Source organism: Brevibacillus fluminis (assembly GCF_003710825.1).
Classification (GTDB): domain Bacteria; phylum Bacillota; class Bacilli; order Brevibacillales; family Brevibacillaceae; genus Brevibacillus_D; species Brevibacillus_D fluminis.
In genome coordinates, this window is the sequence record NZ_RHHQ01000022.1 from 136422 (window position 1) to 159739 (window position 23318).

The following is a 23318-nucleotide window of genomic DNA, read 5'->3' on the forward strand; positions in this document are numbered from 1 at the left end:
AAGCCTATGTATATGACCGAGGAGGTTTTTTTCAACGTTTTCTTCCATTTGGTCTGTCCGGCGGTGTCCTTCATCATGATCGTTGCATATTCTAGGCATGACATAGGCGAGAGCAACAACGATGAAGGAAGGGACAAAAATGGCGAAACAACCTCCCAAAAAAAACGCGAAACCAAAAAAGCCACAGCAGGAGCCCCTGTTTTTATTGGATAATGAACTGGAATTTGATTGGTTGAGCGAACTGCCTGAACCAGAGAAACCGGTGGAACGAAAGGAAACGCCCCCGCCACGCCCAAAAACTGAGGACAAGACGGTTGCGAAGAATGTAGCCCCTTTCCCTCCTTTGCAAATGGTGCCAAAAGGGACGATTTCCTCCAACCAGAAAACATTTTCATCTGTTTTGAAAGAGCGCAAAACAGAAAAACAGCATCCGGTCGTGTATACGGATGATCTCTCCGATAACATCATCACGACGGAGAAAATTTCCAACCGGTCGATCGATGAAAGCAAGATCAAGCCGGGCAGCATTGGCACCAATTTGTTGAAGGACTATGCGGTGGACAGTTCAAAACTGGCCAACTACAGTGTCACGTCCAGTAAGCTGAGTCCGCATGTGATCGAGGAGTTCCATGTCGCAGACAATGCGATTTCGGGGAAAAAACTGCTGGATCGCTCCATTTCTGGCGACAAATTGATGAATAACAGCATTACCAGCGACAAGCTGGCTGACAAAACGATCGACGCGATGAAAATCGCCGAACAATCGATCGAAGCGAAGCATTTACATCCACAAGCGATCACGACGGATTTGATCCAGGATCAGTCCATTACCTCAAGCAAAATCAGAATCGGCTCGATCCAAACGGCAAACTTGGCGAACGGGGCGGTTGACAGTGCAAAGCTCGAAGATGGAGCAGTAACGGCCGACAAGCTGGCTAATGGGGCCATTACCTCGGAGAAACTCGAGGAAGACAGCATCGACAGCTACCATCTCCGTGCGCAATCGGTACTCCACCGTCATTTGGGTGAATACGTCGTCCAGCAGGAGAACATCGCGGTCAACAGCATCCACTCGGAGCAGCTTGCGAAAGAATCGGTTACAACGGAGAAAATCGCCAAACAAGCCATCACGGGCCTGCAGATTGCCGACAATGCGGTCAACGGCGCCAAGCTTGCACCAGAGGCTGTGAGCGAGTTCCACATCCAATCCAATACGATTCAGACGCGCAATCTGGTCGATGGGGCTGTTACCCAGAAAAAGCTGGGCGATCAGCAAGTTACGACGAGAAAATTAGCGGAGCATGCGGTCACAGCCGAAAAAATTGCTCCTGGCAATATATATGGATTTCATCTCAATTCGGAAACAATCCAAACCGAGCATTTGCAGGAAGGGTCGGTCACAAAGGAAAAAATCGGCGGGCGCTCGATCGTTGCTTCCCATTTGTGTGATCGCATCATTGAAACACAGCATCTTGTCGACAATTCCGTCACAGCCAGCAAGCTGACGGATCATTCCGTGACAGAGAACAAAATCGCCAACAATTCCATAACGGTCAATAAGATTGCAGATGGCAGCGTGACAGGAGAAAAACTGCTGGATCATTCCGTAACAGGACAAAAGCTTGCGGACGAATCGATCAGTAGCAAACACCTGGCGAAAGCCTTGATCAAAGCGGAGCACATTGCGAGGCAGGCAATCACGGGCGGACACATCGGGTTTTATGAGATCAACTCCGAGCATTTGCGCGATAAAGCGGTGCGCACGGAAAAATTGCAGGATCATGCCGTAACGCGGGAAAAACTTGCCGAGCAAAGCATCGATAGTAGCAAAATCGCAACCCATTCGATCGATACCGATCATGTCATCAATGGGGCGATTACTGCCGAGAAGATTGATTTCCAATCGATCTTGCCTGAGCATTTGACAATGGGTGCGGTCGAGACCGAGCATTTGCGTACCGATGCCGTAACGAGTGATAAACTGGCGAATCAAGCGGTCACGACAGAGAAATTGCTTGATGGATCTGTGACATCCGCAAAAATAGCGGAACAAAGCATCGACAGTAACAAAATCATGTCACACTCGGTCGATACCAACCATCTCGTGGATGGGGCCGTCACACATGAGAAAATTGCGGCAGAGTCGATCCATACCAACCACTTGAACCCGTACTTGATCGGCACCAAGCATATCAGCAAAAAAGCGGTGACAGCAGAGAAGCTGCAGGATCAGGCGGTGAGTTCAGATAAGCTGCAAGACTTGGCGGTCGGTACAGCAAAACTGCAAGACCGGGCGGTAACGACAGAAAAACTCGCTGATCACACTGTTGGAGCAGAGAAGCTCAAAGACGGTAGCGTGGGCACGAACAAATTGAAAGACTATGCGGTGACAAGTGAGAAGATCCAAGATCATTCCATCACGGCAAGCAAGCTCGGTCCCATGGCCGTTTCTGCAGCCGCCATCCAAGATCAATCTGTGACGGCCGACAAATTGCAGAATGATGCGGTCACAGCCAATAAGCTGCAAAACCAATCGGTTGGAACGGAAAAGCTGCAGCAAAACGCAGTCACCACGGAAAAGCTGGCGGATAACGTGATCAGTACGGAGAAGCTGCAGGATGAAGCCGTGACTGCCGAAAAACTGCAGAATCAGGCGGTTGGAACGGAGAAACTGCAAGAACATGCGGTGACGAACGAAAAGCTCGCCAACCAGGCCGTCAGCGTGGAGAAGCTGCAAGACAGAAGTGTGGCGACAAGCAAACTGCAAGACGATGCGGTGACCAGCGCGAAAATTCAGGATTATGCCATCACTGAAAGCAAGATCGGCGAGCAGGCTGTCTCAGGTTCTGCCATCAAAGACCAGGCGGTGACGGCTGAAAAGTTACAGGATGAAGCTGTGACTACGGCGAAGCTGCAGAATCAAGCGGTAGGAACGGAAAAGCTGAAAGAACGTGCGGTGACCACGGAAAAGCTCGCTGATAACACGGTCAGTACCGAAAAATTGCAGGATCAAGCCGTGACAACGGAGAAGCTGCAGCATCAAGCAGTTGGGACGGAGAAGCTGCAAGATTTTGCGGTGACAAAGGAGAAATTGGCCGACAACGCGGTCAGCGCTGATAAATTGCAGGACGGCAGCGTTTCGGCTAGCAAGCTGCAAAACCAAGTTGTCACGACGGAAAAATTGCAGGATTGGGCAGTGAGCAATTGGAAAATTCGCGATGGCGCCATCTCCCTTGACAAATTGCAGGATAAGGTCGTTGCGACGCGTAAACTGCAAGACCACGCAGTGACGACGGAGAAGGTGAAGGATCAAGCGATCACGACTAGCAAGCTCGCCGAGCAGGCAGTCACCACGCCTAACATCCAGGATCGGGCAGTGACCGCGGAGAAGCTGCATGATCAATCGATCACGGAAGAAAAGCTGCGGGATGCGTCTGTTTCGTCGAAAAAACTGCTCGATTCGGCAGTAACGACCGAGAAACTGGCCAACCAAGCGGTCAGTGGCGATAAATTGCAAGATGGCAGCATATCGACAAACAAGCTGCAGATGCAAGCGGTAACCAGCGACAAGCTCCAAGATTGGTCGGTCACCAGCCTGAAGCTCCGTGACGGCGCCGTAAATAGCGATAAACTCGCAGCAAACGCGGTTACAAGCAGACATTTGGGTCTTGGCGCGGTGGAGTCCCGGCATCTCGGAATGGGGACTGTCGGTACACAGCACTTGCAAGCAGGGGCGGTTACTGGCGAGCAACTTGCGCAGGCTGCTGTAACCACAAAGCATATCGCGGATCAATCGGTTACACCGGAAAAGCTCGCCTTCCAGCCGGTACAGACGAATAAGGCGGAAGGTGTGACATTCCAGCAGTTCGGAATCGTGCCGTTTACACTGGATACTGACGAAGTGATGGCAGAAGTGACGATTTCTTTTCCGACGAAATATCAAAATGACGAGGTCGTCATCGTAGGAATGACCAATCAACCGACCTGCTATACAACGCTGAAAATCGTGAGCAATCGAGAAGCGAGATTGTATGTCGTCCGTCGTGATTCAGGATGGAGCATGCAAGGTTTGTTGTATTGGATCGCAATCGGAACAGAGCAACCGACGGAACGTGCGGCAGAAGTCGTGGAAAAAACGGAAGTCCAAGTGGTTGAGGAAGAGACGGCGGAACTGCAAAACGACCAGGCTGAGCCAATCTCACAAGCCGATGAGGTGGAGGCGATTGTCGAGACACAGTGGCACGAACCTGTGGATGAGCAGGAAGTAATCGAACCGGATGCAGACTGGAGCGAGCATGAGAATGTAATTGAAGGCATGGAACAGCCCCAGCCGGAGGAATCAACGGCAGCTAAAGAGGCGGAAGCTGAAAATGAGTTAACCGATGCCGAATCGGCGGAATCAGCGGAATCAGCGGAATCAGTGGAATCAGCGGAATCAGTGGAATCGGCAGAAACTGCCCATACAGCCGAGATGGGAATTGTGATCATGCAGGAAGAAGAGTCAACAACTATCGACTCGGCTATGTTTTCAAGCGAACAGGAAGATCAGTATTGGGATGAGGAACTCGATGAAGATGATTTGATTGGGGAAGAACTGGATGAGGCGGAACTTGAAAGAGACTTGGAGAGATTGCTTGAAGAAGAGGATGGCGGTTTAGACCAATGGGGCGAGTCGAGCGATCCAACTCCTACTAAATTAGGCGAATCGTAATTTCAGTTTTTCACAAGTCCCCCGAGTCCAATCGACAAAAAACCAACGTGCTTGCGATCACTCGCAAATACGCTGGTTTTTTTGTGAGAGCGGATTGAATTGGTTACACCTTACTTGCCATTTTGGCTTTAAACTCCAAGCGCTTACGATGCAGGATCGGATCGGTGTATCCGTTTGGCTGCTCGCACCCTTTTATGACCAGCTCTACTGCTGCCTGGAAGGCGACAGAGTTGTCAAAGTCGTCAGCCATGGGTTTATACGCCGGGTCGTCAACGTTTTGCTGATCCACGACTTTCGCCATGATTTTCATCGTGGTGAGGACCTGCTCTTCACTGACCACGCCATGGCGAAGCCAGTTGGCAACATGCTGGCTGGAAATGCGCAGGGTAGCGAGGTCTTCCATCAGCCCGATGTTGTTGATGTCCGGAACTTTGGAGCAGCCTATGCCTTGTTCTACCCAACGCACGACATAACCGAGGATGCCTTGGATGTTGTTGTTCAATTCCTGTTGAATTTCTTCCTGCGTCCACTTTGAGTTGGTTGCCACAGGGATTTCCAAGATGTCATCTCGGTAATCGCGGATGTCTTCTTTCAACGTGTTTTGCACCTCGTTGACGTTAATTTGATGATAGTGTATGGCGTGAAGTGTCGCTGCCGTCGGAGAAGGAACCCAGGCGGTATTCCCTCCTGCTAGCAGATGGCCGCTTTTTTGCTTCAACATTTCTTTCATGAGATCAGGCATGGCCCACATACCTTTTCCGATCTGGGCGCGACCTTTTAAGCCGCAAGCAAGTCCGATACTTACATTAGACCGCTCATAGCTTTGCAGCCAGTGTGTGCTCTTCATCTCATTCTTGCGGATCATTGGTCCGGCTTCCATGGAAGTGTGGATTTCGTCACCTGTCCGATCAAGGAATCCGGTGTTGATAAATACGATCCGGTTTCTCACATGATAGAGGCAAGCTTTCAAGTTGAGGGAAGTGCGGCGCTCTTCATCCATGACACCGATTTTAAGCTGATGACGCTGTAGTCCCAGCAAGTCTTCCACCCGGTTAAACAGTTCGTTGGCAAAAGCTACTTCTTCAGAACCGTGCATTTTTGGCTTAACGATGTAAACAGAGCCTTTGGTGGAATTGACAAAGGAACCGTTACGCAGCAGATCGTGCTTGGCGATCAGACTGGTTACGACTGCATCCATGATTCCTTCCGGCACTTCCTGTCCGTCTTTATCCAAAATGGCTCCGTTTGTCATTAGGTGACCGACGTTTCGAACCAGGAGAAGAGAGCGGCCAGGCAGGGTAAACGCTTCTCCAGTAGGTGACATGTAAGAACGGTCTGGGTTCAAGGTTCTGGTGATCGTCTTCGTACCGTTATGGAAGTCAGCCGACAAGTCGCCTTTCATCAGACCAAGCCAGTTGCGGTACACAAGCACCTTATCTTCTGCATCAACAGCAGTAACAGAGTCTTCGCAGTCCTCGATAGTGGTCAGGGCTGACTCCATCAGGATGTCTTTTACTCCCGCGGCATCCGTATTTCCGATCGGATTGTCGCGGTTGATTTGGATTTCCAAGTGCAGTCCGTGATTTTTTAGCAGGACAGCGGTAGGGTTCGTTGGATCACCTGAATAACCGGCGAATTGAGAAGCATCAGCCAGGGTTGTCGTCTGCCCGTTGCTGAGTTCAACAGAAAGCTTCCCATCGATGATGGAATACCGTACGGCTTCGGTATGGGATGCCCCTTGCAACGGCGTGGATTGATCGAGGAACTGTTTGGCAAAGGCAATGACTCTCTTACCGCGCACTGGGTTGTAACTACTGCCACGCTCGGCACCGCCATCCTCCTCGATCGCATCGGTGCCATACAGCGCGTCATAAAGACTTCCCCAGCGAGCGTTTGCAGCATTTATCGCATAGCGGGCGTTATTTACTGGAACTACGAGCTGCGGGCCGGCCTGTAAGGTGATGGTATCGTCTATTCCCGACGTATCAATTTCGAAATCCTCTACATCTGGCTCCAAATAGCCAATATTTTGTAAAAACGCCTTGTACGCTGGGGGAGAAAACGAGTTCTTATGTTCCTTGTGCCAGTTGTCAATTTGCTGCTGCAGGTGGTCGCGCTTGGCAAGAAGCGCCTTATTTTGGGGTGTGAAGTCGTGGATCAATTTGTCAAAGCCGGACCAGAACTGTTCACTGGATACCCCGGTGCCTGGCAATGCCTCATTTTGGATGAACGTATGCAGAATGCTGGAAACACGCAGGTTTCCGATCTCAATGTATTGCTCCATCTACATCTCCTCCTCATTCTCATAAAAACGTAACACCGTGCAAGGGGGATTCACAAAACCCATGCAACTGACTTGTATGTATTGTACAATAATGGTCATTATGGCAATAATATATATTCGGAAAATTCTTTATGCATTTTAGTTATAAAGAGTGGGGTGACTCAACGTGGACATTCGTCATCTGGCGTATTTTTCAGAGGTGGCCAAGCATTTGAGCTTTTCCAAAGCAGCTGCAGCCTTGTACGTATCACAGCCCTCCATCAGCAAAGCGATCAAGAGTCTGGAAGCTGATCTAGGTGTCCCGCTGTTTTATCGCTCGACGAAACAGCTGGAGCTAACGGACGCGGGTAGAGCGGTGTTGACGAACGCCAAAAACGTCCTGGAATCGTTTCATAACCTTACGTCGGAATTAAACGATGTGATGGAAATCAAAAAGGGCGAAATTCGGATCGGAATCCCTCCCATCGTAGGAGCGGCCTTTTATTCAAAAATCATCATCCAGTTCAAAGCGATGTATCCCGATATTGATATCCGTTTGACCGAAGTAGGCACGAAAATGATCAAACAGGGAATTGAGGAGGGCTCGCTCGATGTTGGATTGGTCTGCAGTTATCCACTGCAGAACGACGATTTTGAAGGGATGAAATTATTAAAGGATCCGTTGATGCTCGTGGTTCACAAGGATAACAGGCTGGCTGCCCAACCGTATATCCGCATGTCGGAAATCGTAGGTGAGCCGCTGATCCTGTATCGGAAAGACTTTTCGCTGCACGACCGTATTTTAGAAGAGTTCGACAGGCACGGATTCGCTCCGAAAATCGTCTGTGAGAGTTCCCAAAAAGACTTTTTGGTCGAGCTGGTGGAAGCGAAGCTAGGGATTACCTTTCTGCCGAGCAAAATCTGCAGCGAACTGGCCCATCCCGCAGTTGTAGCACGTCCTTTGCATGATGCCGACATTTGCCTGGAGCTGGGGCTGATTTGGAAGAAAGAGAAGTACGTGCCGTATTGCGTCCGTAAGTTTATTGAAATTACTCAGCAGATGATCCTTAATCCGGTTAAGGTGGATGAAGGATAAGAGCTGGAAAAGAATAGGGGGCTATAAGTTGGAGCTCTCTTTTTTTATGTCGAATTTTTCTAAAAATTTAAATATTGACAAAACGAAAAACAGGCTGATACATTAGAGATATATCACTGGTATATTTTGGAGATATGATTGTTGAACCATAGGAGTGATTACCATTTTAGAGGATAAGCAAAAATCAAGAGCAGAAAGTGTATACCAGTATTTAAAGCAAAAAATTATTTATGATGAACTCTCTCCAGGAACTTTTCTCCGCGAAGGTGAATTGGCTGCCGAGTTGGAGGTCAGCAAAACCCCAGTAAGAGAAGCTTTAAATGGATTGAAGTTTGAAGGATTGGTTGAAGTAATTCCGTATAAAGGGTACATCGTTTCGCAATTTTCCTTTCAAGAGCTAAAGGATTTATTTGAACTTCGGATCATTCTCGAAAAGGCTTGCGTCGAATTGGCGATTCAGAACATCACAAAAATTCAACTGGAACGGTTTAAAGAGCTGGCTCTTCGGGAATTTGATGTGGATTCCGTGGAGGCTAGAAAAGAATTTATGAAGGTAAACATCGGGTTTCATTCGTATCTGGGGGAAGTCAGCGGCAATAAGCAGTTAGCAGCCATCCTCGAAAATACCATTCATAAATTGCAGCGCGGATTGTTCCAGGCCTTAAAGGAATCAAGCCTAAAAACAATGGTAGAGGAACATTTGCAAATTGTGGAAGCCATTGAAATGAAGAATGAACAAGTAGCCAAAAGTATCGTGACAAAGCATGCGCGTGATTCTCACCTAAATATTCTTTCGATAAACAAAATTTTATCATAATAACATCAAACGAAAACAATTCTGATTCAGATGGAGGTGAGGAAGGATTGAAGACCTTGCAAAAATGTATGAATGTCGAAAGAATGATTGGACGTATCGAGAAATTGGCTAAATGCAGCCGATCGATGAGAGGCGTGACCCGCCTTTCCTTTACAGAAGAAAGCGAACAGGCTAACCGTTTGGTTGCTGGTTGGATGCAGGAAGCGGGAATGCAGGTTCGATGGGATGCGTTGAGTAATATCATCGGACGATATGAGGGAACGGACCCGGATGCTCGGGTCCTCCTGATCGGATCACATCTTGATTCGGTTGCCGAAGCTGGAAAGTATGATGGAATTCTTGGGGTGATCGCAGGGATTGAAGTGGTACATGCAATGCATGAGAGCGGGATCGTCCCAAAAAACCCTATTGAAGTGATCGGGTTTTGCGATGAGGAAGGAACTCGTTTCCATACCACACTCCTGGGTAGCAGGGCGATTGCTGGGGCTTTGCGTGAAGAAGATTTACAGGCTCGCGATCAAGAGGGCGTAACAGTAGCGGAGGCCATGCAGGCGATGGGCATGGAACCTGATCACTTTCGGCAGGCGGCCCGTAATCCGCAATCGATCCTTGGATATTTGGAACTGCATATTGAACAGGGACCGGTTCTGGAGGAATTCGATCAATCTTGCGGAGCAGTAACCGGGATAGTTGGACAGTCGCGTTATGAATTCAGGGTAGAAGGTCAAGCGGGCCATGCCGGAACCGTTCCTGTGAGGATAAGAAGAGATCCCTTGGTCGGGGCTGCTGAAATGATTCAAGCTGTCGAAAGGATTTCTCTGGAGAATGAAATCGTGGTTGCCACTGTAGGGAAGCTGGTGGTTCATCCGGGAGCCAGCAATGTAATCCCTGGTATGGTGGAGGGGACGTTGGATGTACGCAGTCTCCATGATGGTACGAAGCAAAGGGTTTTGTTTGCCATGATCGAGGAATTCCACCGAATCGCCAAACGACGCGGATTGGTCTGTCACTTCCGAAGTGTAATGGAGTCTCCGGCTGTCATATGCACACCACAGTTCGTAGAGACCATTGAAGCGGCATTGGTGGAGCTAGGAATGAAGCCGTTACGCCTGGTAAGTGGAGCGGGGCATGACGCCATGGCTGTAGCCCCAATTACGAATATCGGGATGATCTTTGTAAGGTGTAGAGAAGGATTGAGCCATCATCCGGATGAATATGCCTCGCCCGAAGACATTCTAGAGGGTGCATCGGTGCTCCTGAATGTCGCGCTTCACCTGACCACATAAAATCGGACAGCATTGCCTACTGCTTTCGTTTCAGAATGTAAGGGGCTGCAAATGTTCCTTCACGCAAAGAGCCATTCTTACGAAAGTGCCGGAGGTCATTTCAAGACAAATTTCCCTAGTTGACGTAGCAGCGGTTGGAGATGGAGCAAAGGTTCTCAACGTTCTACATAAATTGTTCAGTCAATACTGAATGATTTTAATAAAAATCAACTTGGAAAGGAAGTTGTATCGATGCGTATTGGAATTGACGGTAGAAAAATACCGGAGGCTAAAGCGAGAGGTCCGGTAGGCACTCTCGATCATGCAAAAAGTCTTGGAATGGAAGGTGTGTTTTTTCGAACCATCCTCGATGTAAGTCCAAACCTTGATAGAGCAGTACTCCGTGAAGTCCGTCAGCGAGCCGACGAGCTCGGGCTCTATCTTGAAGCAGGTCTTGGAAAGGTAAATCCTTTTGCACTTCCTGAAACACCAGAGATCCGACAAATTGGTGATGGGGATACGCTGCTTGGATTTCGAAAAATGATGGAAGCCTGTGCAGAATTTGATATTCGAGAACTGTGGATTTCCACGGCAGGAATCAAACCGTACAGAGGACGATTCACGACTGACCGCTTCCGAACCGATGTTGCCTGGGAAGACCAGTTGGAGGCCACACGGCGCTTCATGATGAAGCTTAAGCCCATTGCTTTGGACCTCGGGATTCATATGAATCTTGAAACACACGAGGAGATTACCACTTTTGAAATTCTTCGTCTGATCGAGGCTGTCGGTGAGGATGTTGTAGGTATCGTCTTTGATACAGGTAACATACTGATTCGAGGGGAGCATCCGGTCTATGCCGCTAAGCGGATTGCTCCATACGTACGTCAAACACACCTGAAGGACGGTTATGTTGAACTAATTGATGAGGGTGCCTATTACCAGCAACGTATGTGCGGATCAGGTGTTGTCGATTTTAAAGCGGTGTTTACTGAATTGAACAAGTATAATCCTGACCTTACCATCACAATTGAATGTGATACTCCCCGACTGGGAGCTCTGAAAGGTGAGCCACACTTTCTTGAAATTTATAACCCGGATTGGATCGCGGGACATCCCGATCTCTCACGAGAAGAATTTGCAGCTTATTTTGAACTCGCTCGTGACTACACGGATCGGATCCACAAAGGAATGGTCAAGAGCTGGCAGAAGCTACACGCAGAGAACTTTGAGTACCCTGAAGCGATTCAAGCTATCGCGTTCTCCAAACAGCATATTGAAGGGATTTGTAAGGAACTTGGCATCAAGAGAGGAACTGGTGCTCATGCTTGACAAGATGCCTGTAAATATCGGAATTTTCGCAAAAGATCTGTGCGGTCCATCCTTTGATGTGCGCGATTCGGTTCAAAAGGCGCTACAGTATGGGCTAAAAGGCTCTTTTATTGGAACCGCTCTCAATGCCAGCCCGACGTTGGATCAGTGGGAATTGGAAGACATTCGGCAAGTCGCACAGGAATCGGGCATTACACTTGGGCTCGGGATAGGGATGCTGAATCCTTACCGGCCTGAGCGCTCCTCTGAAGCATTAAAAGTCGGAAATGGAGACCTGGCAAAAGGGGTGTGTAAGCTGACAGAGGCAGCTCTTTTGCTCGGACAATCCGATGTGATGCTAGTTGTTGGGAAGGAAGAGGACCGCTTTGATCGTTCGGTGGGTTGGTCCGATCAGTTGGAAGAGGTTTCCTCTTTCTTGAAACGACTTGAACCCGATCTTCGTTCGCTCGGATCGCGGGTGCTCATCAAGACACACGAGGAGATCACGTCTTGGGAGGTTCGTCGACTGCTCGAAGTACTCGAACCCGATCTTTTCGGCGTTGCCTTCGATCCTGTGAACCTAATCGTACGCATGGAGGATCCGATTGCAGCAGCAAACCGTCTTGCCGGTCGCATTGGGCAAGTCATGGTTGACGATGGACGCCTCTTGTGGAGCGGTCAAGGCTATGCCCGATTGCTCTGCCCGGTTGGGAAAGGATGCATCGACTGGCCGGCCCTGATCAGTAAAATTAGCGAAAGTGATCCAGATGCTTGGTATTGGGGAGAGATTCACCGAGCTGAACTTGAAACACCGTTTCGGACGGAAGGTTGGTTTGAGATGCATCCCGATAACGGTATTGCGGAGTTGGCAACATGGATCTCGATGGGAGAACCACTTTCGGAGTCACGGCAACCACTAGTGGGAGATGTAGAAGAACGAATACGGGAAGTTACCTCGTTTCTTACACGACAAGTTGTGTAAGGATGAGGTTACTAGCCTACAAGTCCTCTATTTGTAGACTGAATATTCTGAATAAAAAGTGAGGGGTGTGACAAAATGGGGAGGAAAATTTCAGTTTTCGTCATCGTATTTCTTCTGATTGGCAGTGTGATTGCCGGGTGCTCAAGTCAATCTGCAAACGGTACGAGTGGTGGGACAGAGGATACTCTCATTGTTGGGATTCCAGACGCGCCAGTTTATATGGACCCTCAAATCCAGGCGTCGGTTGCATCCTACCGAGTGACAACGCAGATTTTTGACAGGCTTGTCGCACTTGATAGCAAAATGAAGCTGGTTCCTGCACTTGCAGAATCGTGGGAAGTAGAAAATGACACGACGACCGTTTTCCATCTTCGCAAGGGTGTCAAGTTCCACAATGGGGAAGAAATGAAAGCGGAAGATGTGAAATTTAGTCTTGAACGAGCGATAAAAAACGATGGCGTCAATTACAACTACCTCATCATTAAAGACATCGTTATTGTCGATGATTACACAGTGAAAATTGTGACATCACAACCATTTAATGCTCTCTTGTATCGGCTTACACTTGATGCAGCATCAATCCTCAGCAAAAAAGCAGCTTCGAGTGATAAAGATTTTAATGCACACCCCGTCGGCGCTGGTCCATACAAGTTCGTTTCATGGGATCTCGGCGGCGATGTCGTTCTGGAAGCATTTCCTGATTATTACCGGGGCGAACCGAAAGTCAAGAAATTGATTTTCAGACAGATTCCTGAAGCGCTCAACCGAACTGTTGGTCTCGAAACAGGCGAAATTGGCTTAGCTTATGATTTGGCCAGAACGGATTTGGATAAAGTGAAGAGCAATCAAAAACTGAAACTGGAAGAAGTAACGAGCACAACGGTTTGGTATCTCGGGTTCAACACCAAAAAGCAGTACTTTGATGATGTTCGTGTAAGGCAAGCCATCGCATATGCCCTTAACACGAAGGACATTATCGATATCGTCTTTAACGGTGTAGCAACGCCAGCTCACAACACGATGCTTCCGCCAGACGTAGTTGGTTTTGTGCCGGATTCCGTTACGTATGATTTCAATCTTGACAAGGCGAAGAGCTTGCTTGCAGAAGCTGGACACCCGAATGGCTTCAAGACGACGCTTTGGGTTCCGGATAGCCAGATTCCAAGAGATGCTGCAGTCGTCATTCAGGGCCAACTGAGAGCAATAGGGATTGATGTTGAAGTCAAGACCATGGAGCAAGGAAAATACTATTCAGCTACCGGAAAAGGGGAACATGACCTGTTCTTCATGTCAAAAACATCGATCGACCCTGATAGTATGCTAAGAGCCATGTATCATACGCAAGCATTTGGACTTTCGGGCAACCGTTCGTTCTGGTCAACGAAAGAAGTAGATGAAAAATTAGACAAAGCCAGCGAGACAACTGATCCTAATGAGGCGAAGAAACTTTATGCAGACGTACAAAAAATTGTTGCTGAGCAACTTCCGCTTGTCCCAATCGGAATCGAGCATTTAAATGCCGGCATGCAGGCGACGGTCAAGGGCTTCAACCTATATCCAGGAAAAACGCATTTCATTTACGGCACGTATTTTGAAAAATAGTGTTTGATCCAAGTTACATGCCGATTCTTATCGGCATGTAACTTAAAATAAACCGATGGTCTGGCAAAAACCGATTGAAGAGTCAATTAGAAGTTTGGAGGTTGTCAGATGTATAAATTTATACTACGTAGGTTGGCCATGTTGATTCCCGTATTATTGGGGGTAAGCTTTATTGTTTTTACCATTATGGATCTTACTCCTGGTGATCCTGTTGAAATGTATCTAGGTGATAACTACACCGCTGAGGCACATGCTACTATGACGAAGGAGCTTGGTCTTGATAAGCCATTTTTTGTTCGGTATATCAACTATATTGGACATGTGATTCAAGGCGATTTTGGGATTTCTTATTCAACAAAACAAGCCGTTTCTGCGGAAATTGAAGCAAGATTTCCAAGTACCATCATTCTAGCCATCTCTGCGCTCATTTTTGCGATCGTGCTAGGGATTCCGCTGGGGACGATTTCAGCAGCAAAGCAATATTCCGCCATTGATTCGGTTTCGATGTTTGCAGCGCTAATCGGCGTTTCCATGCCAAACTTTTGGTTAGGGCTCATGCTCATTCTCATACTAGCGGCTAATTTAGGGTGGTTTCCATCGGCTAACTTCGATGGAGCAAAGTCGTTAGTCCTTCCTGCCATTACGTTAAGTGCGAACTCACTTGCCATCATTACGCGAATGACACGCTCTTCCATGCTAGAAACCATACGACAAGACTACATCCGAACAGCACGAGCGAAAGGAGTCAAGGAGTTTAAAGTCATTATAAAACATGCGCTTCGTAATGCGATGATCCCCATTATTACCGTGGCGGGTTTGCAGTTCGGATTTTCAATTGGCGGTGCAGTGCTTGTCGAGACCGTTTTTTCGTGGCCCGGCATCGGCAGGCTTCTTGTTGAAACCATCAAATTAAAAGATACACCTGTTGTATTAGCCATTGTCCTCGTCATGGCAACCATGTTTACGGTTATTAATCTTATCACTGATATCATGTACGCCTATTTTGATCCGCGTATAAGAGCACAGTACAAGATGAAGAAGGTGTAGAGGATGAATACAACAATCATACCGAGCAAGAACAAAAATACGGAAATCATCTTGCGAAAGAAAAAAAAGTCGCAGTGGGTTTCGATCTGGAAACGGTTAAAAAAGAATAAAATGGCCATTGCTGGCTTAGCCATAGTAACGATCATCAGTCTTTTGGCTATTTTTGCAAATTTCTTGTTTGATTACAACACAGTGGTCATTCAACAAAGTGCCGCATTACGCCTGAAACCACCGTCAGTCAGCCATTGGCTTGGGACGGATGAATTAGGAAGAGATATTCTTGCACGAATTGTTCATGGCGCCAGAGTTTCACTTCCGATCTCGTTTGTGACCATTCTCATTGCTGCAGTTGTAGGTGGTGTACTTGGAGCAATTGCCGGTTATGGAACCAAAGCAGTCGACAACGCGATTATGCGGATCATGGATATTTTTCTTGCCATCCCAAGTATTTTGTTATCCATTGCCATCGTATCTGCGCTTGGACCGAGCATGGGTAATCTGTTGTTTGCGATTAGCATTTCGAATATTCCGCCATTTGCTCGCATCGTAAGGGCATCCGTTATGGCAATCCGCAACGAAGAGTATATTGAAGCGGCCCGAGCGATTGGTGCCAGTGATTTCAGAATTATTTTTCGCCACATCATTCCCAATTCCATGGCTCCCGTCATCGTCCAGGCAACGTTATGTATCGCCGGTTCGATTCTTTCCATTGCCAGCTTAAGCTTCATCGGTCTAGGTATTCAGCCTCCAGCTCCTGAATGGGGTGCCATGCTCAGTGGTGGGCGGCAGTATATACGATATGCATGGTGGGTGTGCGCTTTCCCCGGTATCGCGATTATGCTAACCATTCTTTCACTCAATCTGCTCGGGGATGGGCTGCGTGATGCATTGGACCCTAAATTGAAGAATTAGGAGGCAGCTATGACTGGAAGAAAACTGCTGGAAATTAAGAATCTTACGGTTGAGTATCGAACAGATGATGAAATCGTTCATGCTGTGAACTCTCTTGATTTGAGTTTGGGTTCTGGAGAAAGCCTCGGGCTGGTGGGTGAGACGGGTGCAGGGAAAACAACAACAGCGCTCAGCATTTTGCAGCTTGTGGCAAACCCTCCAGGCAAGATCACGAGCGGCGAAATTTTTTATGAGGGGGAAGATCTTCTCCAAGCAAAAACAGATATGCTGCGTCACATCCGAGGAAATAAAATATCGATGATTTTTCAAGATCCCATGACGAGCCTTAATCCGGTTTATTCAGTTGGCGACCAAATTGCGGAAGTGATTCATCTCCATGAGAATTGCAGCAAAGCCGAGGCGGAACAAAAGGCTGGAGAAATGTTGGAAATGGTCGGGATTCCGAAAGATCGGTATGATGAGTATCCCCATCAATTTTCAGGCGGAATGAAGCAGCGTGTTGTCATCGCCATGAGTATCGCCTGTTCGCCAAAACTGATCTTGGCAGATGAGCCAACGACAGCGCTTGACGTAACGATTCAAGCCCAAGTGCTAGAGTTAATGAATGATTTGAAAGTGAAATTCAACACTTCGCTACTGCTCATTACTCATGATCTTGGTGTTGTTGCTCAAGTTTGTGACAGGGTTGCCATCATGTATGCGGGTGAGATTGTGGAAACCGGAACGATCGAGGAGATTTTTGAACATCCACATCACCCGTATACGATCGGTCTTTTTACATCCATTCCTACGCTTGATGATAAAGTTGATAAGCTAAAGCCGATCACAGGGCAGATGCCAGACCCTACCAACTTGCCGTCAGGCTGTTCATTCCATCCGCGTTGCCCGTATCGGAGTGAACCCTGTTCGATTTTCAAACCGGAGATGACGAATGTGGCAGGAACTCATTTCGTGAAATGTCTGATTCACGAGGGCAAGTTTGAGTCCCCTACGTTTATGAAGGAGGAAATCAACCATGGCGGATAATATTTTAGAGGTTCGAAACCTTAAAAAACATTTTAAATCGAAAAACGGAACTCTCCATGCTGTTGATGATGTCTCTTTCAGTATTAAGCGGGGGGAAACGTTGGGACTTGTAGGAGAATCCGGTTGTGGCAAGTCAACGATAGGCCGATTAATATTAGGACTTCATCAGGCGACAAGTGGGGAAATTCTCTTCAATGGGCAAGACATCTGCAAGATGAATAAGGCGCAGATTCATGATTTGCGAAAAGATCTTCAAATCATTTTTCAAGATCCGTTTTCCTCTCTGAATCCGCGGATGTCCGTTAGTGAAATTATTGGCGAACCGCTTTTGATCCATAAAAAAGTAAAGCATCGAGCAGAGCTTGATGCCGAAGTCAGGCGCTTAATGGATGTGGTTGGATTGAGTGAAAGACTTGTCAATTCCTATCCCCACGAACTCGATGGGGGACGGCGACAGCGCGTTGGAATCGCAAGAGCGCTTTCCTTGACTCCACAATTCATTGTTTGTGATGAACCCGTATCTTCTTTGGATGTTTCGATTCAGGCCCAGGTTTTGAATTTGCTTAAGGATCTGCAGGCTGAATACGGTCTGACTTATCTTTTTATCACCCATGACTTATCTGTCGTCAAATATTTTTCTAACAAGATCGCGGTCATGTATCTTGGTCAGCTTGTTGAAATCGCAGAGGCCGATGAATTGTTTAAAAAGACGATTCACCCTTATGCACAAGCATTGCTTTCTGCCATACCCGTCCCTAACATTCGCCAAAAGATGCAGCGGGTCAAACTGATCGGAGAGCTTACTAGCCCCATTGATCCTGAGCTTGGTTGCCGATTTGCGAAACGATGCTTGTATAGTCAGGCAAAATGTGTCGGGCAAGATCCAGATCTCAAGGATTTTGGAAATAGCCATTTCTGCTCATGTTTCCGAGCCGAAGAGTTACTGCATGTGGAGCAAAGCACCATTTGAAAACTAAACAATGAAAAATCGGGTAAGCAAGTAACGACACTTACAAAATGAGAATGATAGAGGGGAGCCCGCCATGAAGTATGACTTACTTATAAGGGATGGTAACGTCGTTTTCAGGGATGAAGTCAAAAAGGTGGATCTAGCCATTCAAAGCGGTAAGATTGTTGCGATTGCTGACAGAATCGATGAAACAGCAGACCAAGTGGTTGATGCGGCAGGTCAATTTGTGATGCCGGGGATGATCGATACGCATGTTCATATCTGTGAACCAGGGCGCACGGAATGGGAAGGGTTTGAAAGCGGGACAAAAGCACTCGCGGCTGGAGGGACCACATCCTACGTGGATATGCCTTTGAACGCATTGCCTGCAACAACGACAAAAGAGGCATTTGATGCAAAGCTTGCAGCTGCCGAAGGGAAAAATTACGTCGATTATGCTTTTTATGGTGGTTTGGTTCCGGGCAATCTTGAACATTTGCAAGAGTTATCTGATGCAGGTGTAGTTGCTTACAAATGTTTCATGGCTACATGCGGAAGCGACTTGCCGGATGATTTTAAAAATGTGAATGACTATACCCTTTATACTGGAATGAAAAAAATAGCCGAGCTTGGCCATCTCTTATCGATTCATGCTGAAAATGCCGAGATCACGGACCGTTTCGCCGAGGAAAAGATCAAACAAGGAAAGGTAACGGCTTCCGATTATGTGGCATCTCGTCCTATTTTTACCGAAGTAGATGCCGTCAAGCGCGCATTATTTTTCGCAAAAGAGACGGGTTGCAAGCTGCACTTTGTTCATATAAGCAGTGCGGATTCGGTAGAAGTAATTTGGAAAGCACGAAATGAAGGACTGGATGTAACACTGGAATCATGTCCGCACTACTTTACGATTACGACTAGTCAGTTTGAAGAAATAGGCTCAGCAGCCAAATGTTCGCCCCCATTGCGGGATGATTGGGAGCAAGCGAAGCTATGGGAAGCATTACAACGAGGCCAAATTGATATGTTAACCTCGGACCATTCCCCTTGTCCGCCAGAAATGAAGCAAAGCGAAACCAATAATATGTTTGAAGTTTGGGGCGGAATTACAGGCTGCCAAAACAATGTTGACCTCATGTTTGATGAGGCAGTGAAAAAGCGGAATGTACCGGTGACTGAATTTGTCAAAATGATTTCAACCAATCCGGCCGAAAGGTTTCACTTACGAACAAAAGGTGAAATCGCGATCGACAAAGACGCGGATATGATCTTGATCGATCCGAATCAATCCTATGTCGTAAAAAAAGAAAACCTCTATTACCGTCATAAGCATAGCCCGTATCTAAACAGAACGATTCATTGCCGGGTGACAAAAACATTCGTGAGAGGGCAGGTAGTGTTTGATTTACATGAAGGGATTGTCGGGCAGCCCATTGGACAATTCATCCCATTTCAGAAAAATCCAGTTTATTTAAAATTGAATCAACGATGTTACGAAAAATGAATGTAAAGGGGAAACAAGTATGAGCGAAGCCAAAAAAGAAATTTTGCAATGGGTGGAAAACAATCAGGAGCAACTGATTCAATTTTTACGAGAGCTTGTTGCGATCCCGTCCGATAACCCACCTGGAGATTGTTACGCGATAGCTGAACATATTTATAAACGGTTGCAAGATTTTCAATTCGAAGCGATTCAATTGCTAGAAGTGGATGAACAGGAGGTCAAGGCCAACGGGATGATCCGTGTGGCGAATGTCCTTTCAACGACCGCGTTCGGGCAGGGGGAAGGTCCGGAAATCTCCTTGAATGCTCATGGGGATGTCGTTGCCCCGGGAATGGGATGGACCTATGATCCATACGGGGGAGAAATTGTAGAGGGGAAACTGTATGGAAGGGGAGCAGCTGTTTCCAAGTCTGATATCGCGACCTATACATATGCCCTGATGGCCCTTCGAAACGTGTCGGAGCAATTGCATGGAAAAGTATCGTTGGTGTTTACGTTCGATGAAGAAACAGGTGGCGGTATTGGTCCAAAGTGGTTAATGGATAAGGGGTATATCAAACCTGATATGGCTATCGTAGCAGGGTTCACACATTCGATTGTCAATGCCCATAACGGATGTTTGCACCTAGAAATACGAGTGAAGGGGAAATCCGCTCATGCTGCGGCACCGCATACGGGTTTTGACGCCATACAGGCAATGAGCGGGGTGCTACACGCCTTGTATGTATATCGCGAGTCACTTGGCAACATCAAATCAGCCGTCCCGGGAATTGAATCACCTACGTTGGTAGTAGGTTTAATCTCTGGGGGAATTAATACGAATGTGGTTCCTGACTTGTGTACGATTCGTGTGGATCGGCGTCTGATTCCGGAGGAGAGCGGAGAGCAAGCGGAACAGGAAATCCAGCAAGTGGTTGAGCAGGCGATTCGAGATTATGAAGGCATTGAAGTAGAGGTAGAGCGAATTCTTTTAGCAAACAACTTTGGACCAGTTCACGAGGATGAACAATTGATTCAGACGTTAGGAACAAATTGGAAAGAAATCATGGACGGGCGATTGGAGATAAATGGAATTCCACTTTATGCCGATGCAAGACATTTCTATGAAGCGGGTGTACCGACCGTTATGTTTGGAGCTGGGCCTAAAACCTTGCTGGAAGCAAACGGCCACAGGGCCGATGAGCATGTCCGTATTGATGACTTGGTGAAGGCCACGAAAATTGTTGCGTTAACTCTGTATGATTTGTTAAAGAAATAGGTGACATTCCCATAAGCGTATACTCTAAGCAACACGGAACCCGACACTTTGTGCCTCACAGCCACTTTTTCCTAAGGAATAGTGGCTGTTGTCATTGTTTGATTTTCTCAGCTAACTCCAAAATAATTCCCTTTGGCATTGCAAACTATTCCTAGATCATCCATCTCGATCACATTTGCAAAGATGGCATAAACTTGTTCTAATGCACTCGGTTCATTAAATATACAAGAATAATCAATACCTTCAAGTAATGGCAGTCCCACAGTACCATTTGCTATCCAGAAGGAAAAAGCTCTAAGTGCGCCACTGAAGGAATTGCTTAACTTTTGCATAGTAACCTCCAAATTGAATCTACCTTTAAGCAGCCTTTCATCATCCATATTTTAATATATTGCATTGTGGAAATCTGCCCGTCAGTACGGGGTAAGACCAAAAAGGGCTACTAATTTCTTTAGCTTGGAGTATGACGGTCGACTGGTAATCCAAAATGTTTGGATGTGAAATAAGGCGGTAACTTGTTATTATTTGAATTTCATGTATAATGAAATTAATGTATAGTACATATTATGTATAACACATTAGTTAGGGGAGAAATTAATTTCTTATGAATAGAGAAGATGCCTTGAAACTAAGAACAGATATTAAAAAATTTATAAGATTGACTGGAATTCTCGAACCAGAAAGAATTCCAAAAGATCTGTTTGAAAAACCTTTATCGGTTTCTCAAATGATGGCGTTAGAAGAACTAGAGCTCGAGAAATTAACTATTTGGGAATTAGCTAACAAGCTTAAATTAGAACAATCATCGGTAAGTAGATTAGTAGACAAGTTGGTAAAAAATGAGCTAATTTGCCGTGAAGTAAATGAAAATAACAGAAGGGAGCTTTATCTGCATCTTACAGAAAAAGGGCAAATAACTGTTAATTCTTTACGGGAGCAATCGATAAGTTTTTATCAAGGAATTCTCAATAATTTATCAGAATCAGAACGAAAAATAGTTGTCAATGGATTTGAACTATTAATCGATTCGATATCTAAATCATTCTCCATAAATAGGAATGGAAAATCGTAATATAAGGAGTCCATGAATGAGTTTGGATTTTGAAGGCCCAATTATAGAATTAAAAGAAAAAATTGATGAATTACAGAAGTATATGGAAAAAAATGGTCTTGATTTATCTTCAGAAATTCATGCCTTAAATGAACGTTTAAATAAAATGCAAGGTGAAATTTATACTAACATTTCACCATATCAGCGAGTTCAAATTGCTAGGCTTCGTAACCGCCCTACAACATTGGACTATATTCAATTATTGTTTACAGATTTTATCGAACTTCATGGCGATCGACTATATGGAGATGATAAAACAATAATAGGTGGAATTGCGAAATTTAAAGGCATGCCTGTTACAATTATTGGTCACCAAAGAGGTAGAAACACAAAGGAAAGTATAGAAAGAAATTTTGGAATGGCACACCCAGAAGGTTATAGAAAAGCTTTACGACTTATGAAGCAAGCAGAAAAATTTTCTCGCCCAATTATTACATTTATCGATACATCAGGTGCTTATCCTGGGGAAGAATCTGAAGAACGTGGAATTTCTGAGGCAATAGCTCGTAATTTATTTGAAATGGCAACACTTAAAGTACCAATTGTTTGTATTGTAATAGGAGAAGCATCAAGTGGTGGAGCCCTTGGTATTAGTATCGGTAATCATATTCATATGCTAGATAACTCGTGGTACTCGGTTATTTCTCCGGAAGGAGCGGCATCGATATTATGGAAAGATGCTAAGTATGCTCCAAAAGCGGCTGAATACATGAAAATTACAGCAAAAGATTTGAAGCACTTAGGAATTATTGATCAAATCATTCCTGAAGTGAAAGGTGGAGCACAAAATGATATAAAAGGGCAGGCGGAAATGATTGAATTTGTAATCGAATCATCTCTAAAAGAATTGGTACGAATGTCTCCAGAAGAGCTTACACAACAGCGATATGAAAAGTATAGAGAGATGGGGAAAATTGAAATCATAAACGGAACTGAAGAGGAAAAATAGAGAAGAACAAGAGCGGCTCATCCAATTACGACTCTCAAATCCTTCAGATAGCTACGAGTCACTTGCTCATCATATACGAATTTTTGGATCACAAATTAAAGGAAAGGTAAATGAGGAAAGTGATCTTAATGTATTTGTTGAGTTCTCATCAAAAGTGCGCCGAATAGGAATTGGGCGAATGTTAATGAATGCAGTAGTTGAAGTAGTTAGAAAACACTATAGAACACTTGTGCTAAATGTTCAGTGAAAACCAAACCAGCTAATGTTTGTCAAGCTTTTCAGTGTAGACAATGTTTTAAGCGCTGGTATACTGTTTTTTGAGCAAAACGAATAATCCTTCATTGGCGTGAAGGGTAGTGGATAATTATGGTATTAGACTTGGTAGGGCTGGTCTTTATTAAGGATAAAGTAGATGTGATGGAGAAGCTTGTTGGCGCAAGCGAGTCTGTAAAATATTCTGTGTAAACTCTCAACCTCCTAATTTACAATTAAATTAGAAAGGTTGGGATTTTTTA

The 23318-nt window shown here is 46.0% G+C and carries 17 protein-coding genes; 15 read left to right on the forward strand and 2 right to left on the reverse strand.

Annotated features, from left to right (window positions below; all coding sequences use genetic code 11):
* Positions 1-139 precede the first annotated feature (139 nt).
* Positions 140-4711, forward strand: coding sequence for a WIAG-tail domain (locus EDM56_RS25515; protein WP_183192584.1), 4572 nt, complete (start codon positions 140-142; stop codon positions 4709-4711).
* 103 nt (positions 4712-4814) lie between these two features.
* Here the strand turns inward: EDM56_RS25515 and EDM56_RS25520 are convergent, their stop codons facing one another.
* A complete protein-coding gene (locus EDM56_RS25520; RefSeq protein ID WP_122920763.1) occupies positions 4815-6995 on the reverse strand; it encodes a malate synthase G in 2181 nt (726 codons plus the stop codon).
* Positions 6996-7161: 166 nt separating this feature from the next.
* Between EDM56_RS25520 and EDM56_RS25525 the strand changes: the two genes are divergently transcribed.
* The 12 genes from EDM56_RS25525 (at position 7162) to EDM56_RS25580 (ending at position 20743) form a co-directional block, all read left to right on the forward strand.
* A complete protein-coding gene (locus tag EDM56_RS25525) occupies positions 7162-8070 on the forward strand; it encodes a LysR family transcriptional regulator (RefSeq protein ID WP_122920764.1) in 909 nt (302 codons plus the stop codon).
* A gap of 154 nt (positions 8071-8224) precedes the next feature.
* The gene (locus tag EDM56_RS25530; RefSeq protein WP_122920765.1) at positions 8225-8887 is read left to right on the forward strand and encodes a GntR family transcriptional regulator; all 663 of its coding nucleotides are present in this window, start codon (positions 8225-8227) and stop codon (positions 8885-8887) included.
* A 47-nt stretch (positions 8888-8934) separates the two neighbouring features.
* Complete coding sequence (locus EDM56_RS25535; protein ID WP_183192585.1) at positions 8935-10173, forward strand: allantoate amidohydrolase; 1239 nt, start codon at positions 8935-8937, stop codon at positions 10171-10173.
* Between the two features lie 231 nt (positions 10174-10404).
* The gene (locus tag EDM56_RS25540) at positions 10405-11484 is read left to right on the forward strand and encodes a sugar phosphate isomerase/epimerase family protein (RefSeq protein ID WP_122920766.1); all 1080 of its coding nucleotides are present in this window, start codon (positions 10405-10407) and stop codon (positions 11482-11484) included.
* A complete protein-coding gene (locus EDM56_RS25545) occupies positions 11477-12445 on the forward strand; it encodes a sugar phosphate isomerase/epimerase family protein (protein WP_122920767.1) in 969 nt (322 codons plus the stop codon). Before EDM56_RS25540 ends, EDM56_RS25545 begins: the two co-directional genes overlap by 8 nt.
* 75 nt (positions 12446-12520) lie before the next feature.
* On the forward strand, positions 12521-14047 hold the full coding sequence (locus EDM56_RS25550) for an ABC transporter substrate-binding protein (protein WP_122920768.1): 1527 nt from the start codon (positions 12521-12523) through the stop codon (positions 14045-14047).
* A 108-nt stretch (positions 14048-14155) separates the two neighbouring features.
* On the forward strand, positions 14156-15094 hold the full coding sequence (locus tag EDM56_RS25555) for an ABC transporter permease (protein ID WP_122920769.1): 939 nt from the start codon (positions 14156-14158) through the stop codon (positions 15092-15094).
* A 3-nt stretch (positions 15095-15097) separates the two neighbouring features.
* The gene (locus EDM56_RS25560) at positions 15098-16006 is read left to right on the forward strand and encodes an ABC transporter permease (RefSeq protein WP_122920770.1); all 909 of its coding nucleotides are present in this window, start codon (positions 15098-15100) and stop codon (positions 16004-16006) included.
* 9 nt (positions 16007-16015) lie between these two features.
* Positions 16016-17032, forward strand: a complete 1017-nt coding sequence (locus tag EDM56_RS25565) for an ABC transporter ATP-binding protein (RefSeq protein ID WP_122920771.1) — start codon at positions 16016-16018, stop codon at positions 17030-17032.
* Positions 17022-18002, forward strand: coding sequence for an ABC transporter ATP-binding protein (locus tag EDM56_RS25570; protein WP_122920772.1), 981 nt, complete (start codon positions 17022-17024; stop codon positions 18000-18002). Before EDM56_RS25565 ends, EDM56_RS25570 begins: the two co-directional genes overlap by 11 nt.
* A 73-nt stretch (positions 18003-18075) precedes the next feature.
* Positions 18076-19485 carry an allantoinase AllB gene (gene allB / locus EDM56_RS25575; RefSeq protein WP_122920773.1) on the forward strand — a complete coding sequence of 470 codons (1410 nt, stop codon included), beginning with the start codon at positions 18076-18078 and terminating at the stop codon, positions 19483-19485.
* Positions 19486-19504: 19 nt separating this feature from the next.
* Positions 19505-20743, forward strand: a complete 1239-nt coding sequence (locus tag EDM56_RS25580) for an ArgE/DapE family deacylase (RefSeq protein ID WP_122920774.1) — start codon at positions 19505-19507, stop codon at positions 20741-20743.
* Between the two features lie 107 nt (positions 20744-20850).
* Here the strand turns inward: EDM56_RS25580 and EDM56_RS25585 are convergent, their stop codons facing one another.
* Entirely contained in the window at positions 20851-21075 is a 225-nt protein-coding gene (locus EDM56_RS25585; protein WP_183192586.1) for a DUF7677 family protein, read from the reverse strand.
* 272 nt (positions 21076-21347) lie between these two features.
* Here EDM56_RS25585 and EDM56_RS25590 point away from each other — a divergent pair, with 272 nt between their 5' ends.
* Together EDM56_RS25590 and EDM56_RS25595 are read left to right on the forward strand one after the other, a co-directional pair.
* The gene (locus EDM56_RS25590; protein WP_122920775.1) at positions 21348-21815 is read left to right on the forward strand and encodes a MarR family winged helix-turn-helix transcriptional regulator; all 468 of its coding nucleotides are present in this window, start codon (positions 21348-21350) and stop codon (positions 21813-21815) included.
* Between the two features lie 16 nt (positions 21816-21831).
* Positions 21832-22803 carry an acetyl-CoA carboxylase carboxyltransferase subunit alpha gene (locus EDM56_RS25595; protein WP_122920776.1) on the forward strand — a complete coding sequence of 324 codons (972 nt, stop codon included), beginning with the start codon at positions 21832-21834 and terminating at the stop codon, positions 22801-22803.
* Positions 22804-23318 lie beyond the last annotated feature (515 nt).

What these genes read in the sequence shown, in the direction of transcription:
- EDM56_RS25515 (WP_183192584.1), top strand. Translation starts at nt 140, where the DNA reads ATGGCGAAACAACCTCCCAAAAAAAACGCGAAACCAAAAAAGCCACAG.
- EDM56_RS25520 (WP_122920763.1), bottom strand. Translation starts at nt 6,995, where the DNA reads ATGGAGCAATACATTGAGATCGGAAACCTGCGTGTTTCCAGCATTCTG.
- EDM56_RS25540 (WP_122920766.1), top strand. Translation starts at nt 10,405, where the DNA reads ATGCGTATTGGAATTGACGGTAGAAAAATACCGGAGGCTAAAGCGAGA.
- EDM56_RS25545 (WP_122920767.1), top strand. Translation starts at nt 11,477, where the DNA reads ATGCTTGACAAGATGCCTGTAAATATCGGAATTTTCGCAAAAGATCTG.
- EDM56_RS25550 (WP_122920768.1), top strand. Translation starts at nt 12,521, where the DNA reads ATGGGGAGGAAAATTTCAGTTTTCGTCATCGTATTTCTTCTGATTGGC.
- EDM56_RS25555 (WP_122920769.1), top strand. Translation starts at nt 14,156, where the DNA reads ATGTATAAATTTATACTACGTAGGTTGGCCATGTTGATTCCCGTATTA.
- EDM56_RS25560 (WP_122920770.1), top strand. Translation starts at nt 15,098, where the DNA reads ATGAATACAACAATCATACCGAGCAAGAACAAAAATACGGAAATCATC.
- EDM56_RS25565 (WP_122920771.1), top strand. Translation starts at nt 16,016, where the DNA reads ATGACTGGAAGAAAACTGCTGGAAATTAAGAATCTTACGGTTGAGTAT.
- EDM56_RS25570 (WP_122920772.1), top strand. Translation starts at nt 17,022, where the DNA reads ATGGCGGATAATATTTTAGAGGTTCGAAACCTTAAAAAACATTTTAAA.
- allB (WP_122920773.1), top strand. Translation starts at nt 18,076, where the DNA reads ATGAAGTATGACTTACTTATAAGGGATGGTAACGTCGTTTTCAGGGAT.
- EDM56_RS25580 (WP_122920774.1), top strand. Translation starts at nt 19,505, where the DNA reads ATGAGCGAAGCCAAAAAAGAAATTTTGCAATGGGTGGAAAACAATCAG.
- EDM56_RS25585 (WP_183192586.1), bottom strand. Translation starts at nt 21,075, where the DNA reads ATGCAAAAGTTAAGCAATTCCTTCAGTGGCGCACTTAGAGCTTTTTCC.
- EDM56_RS25590 (WP_122920775.1), top strand. Translation starts at nt 21,348, where the DNA reads ATGAATAGAGAAGATGCCTTGAAACTAAGAACAGATATTAAAAAATTT.
- EDM56_RS25595 (WP_122920776.1), top strand. Translation starts at nt 21,832, where the DNA reads ATGAGTTTGGATTTTGAAGGCCCAATTATAGAATTAAAAGAAAAAATT.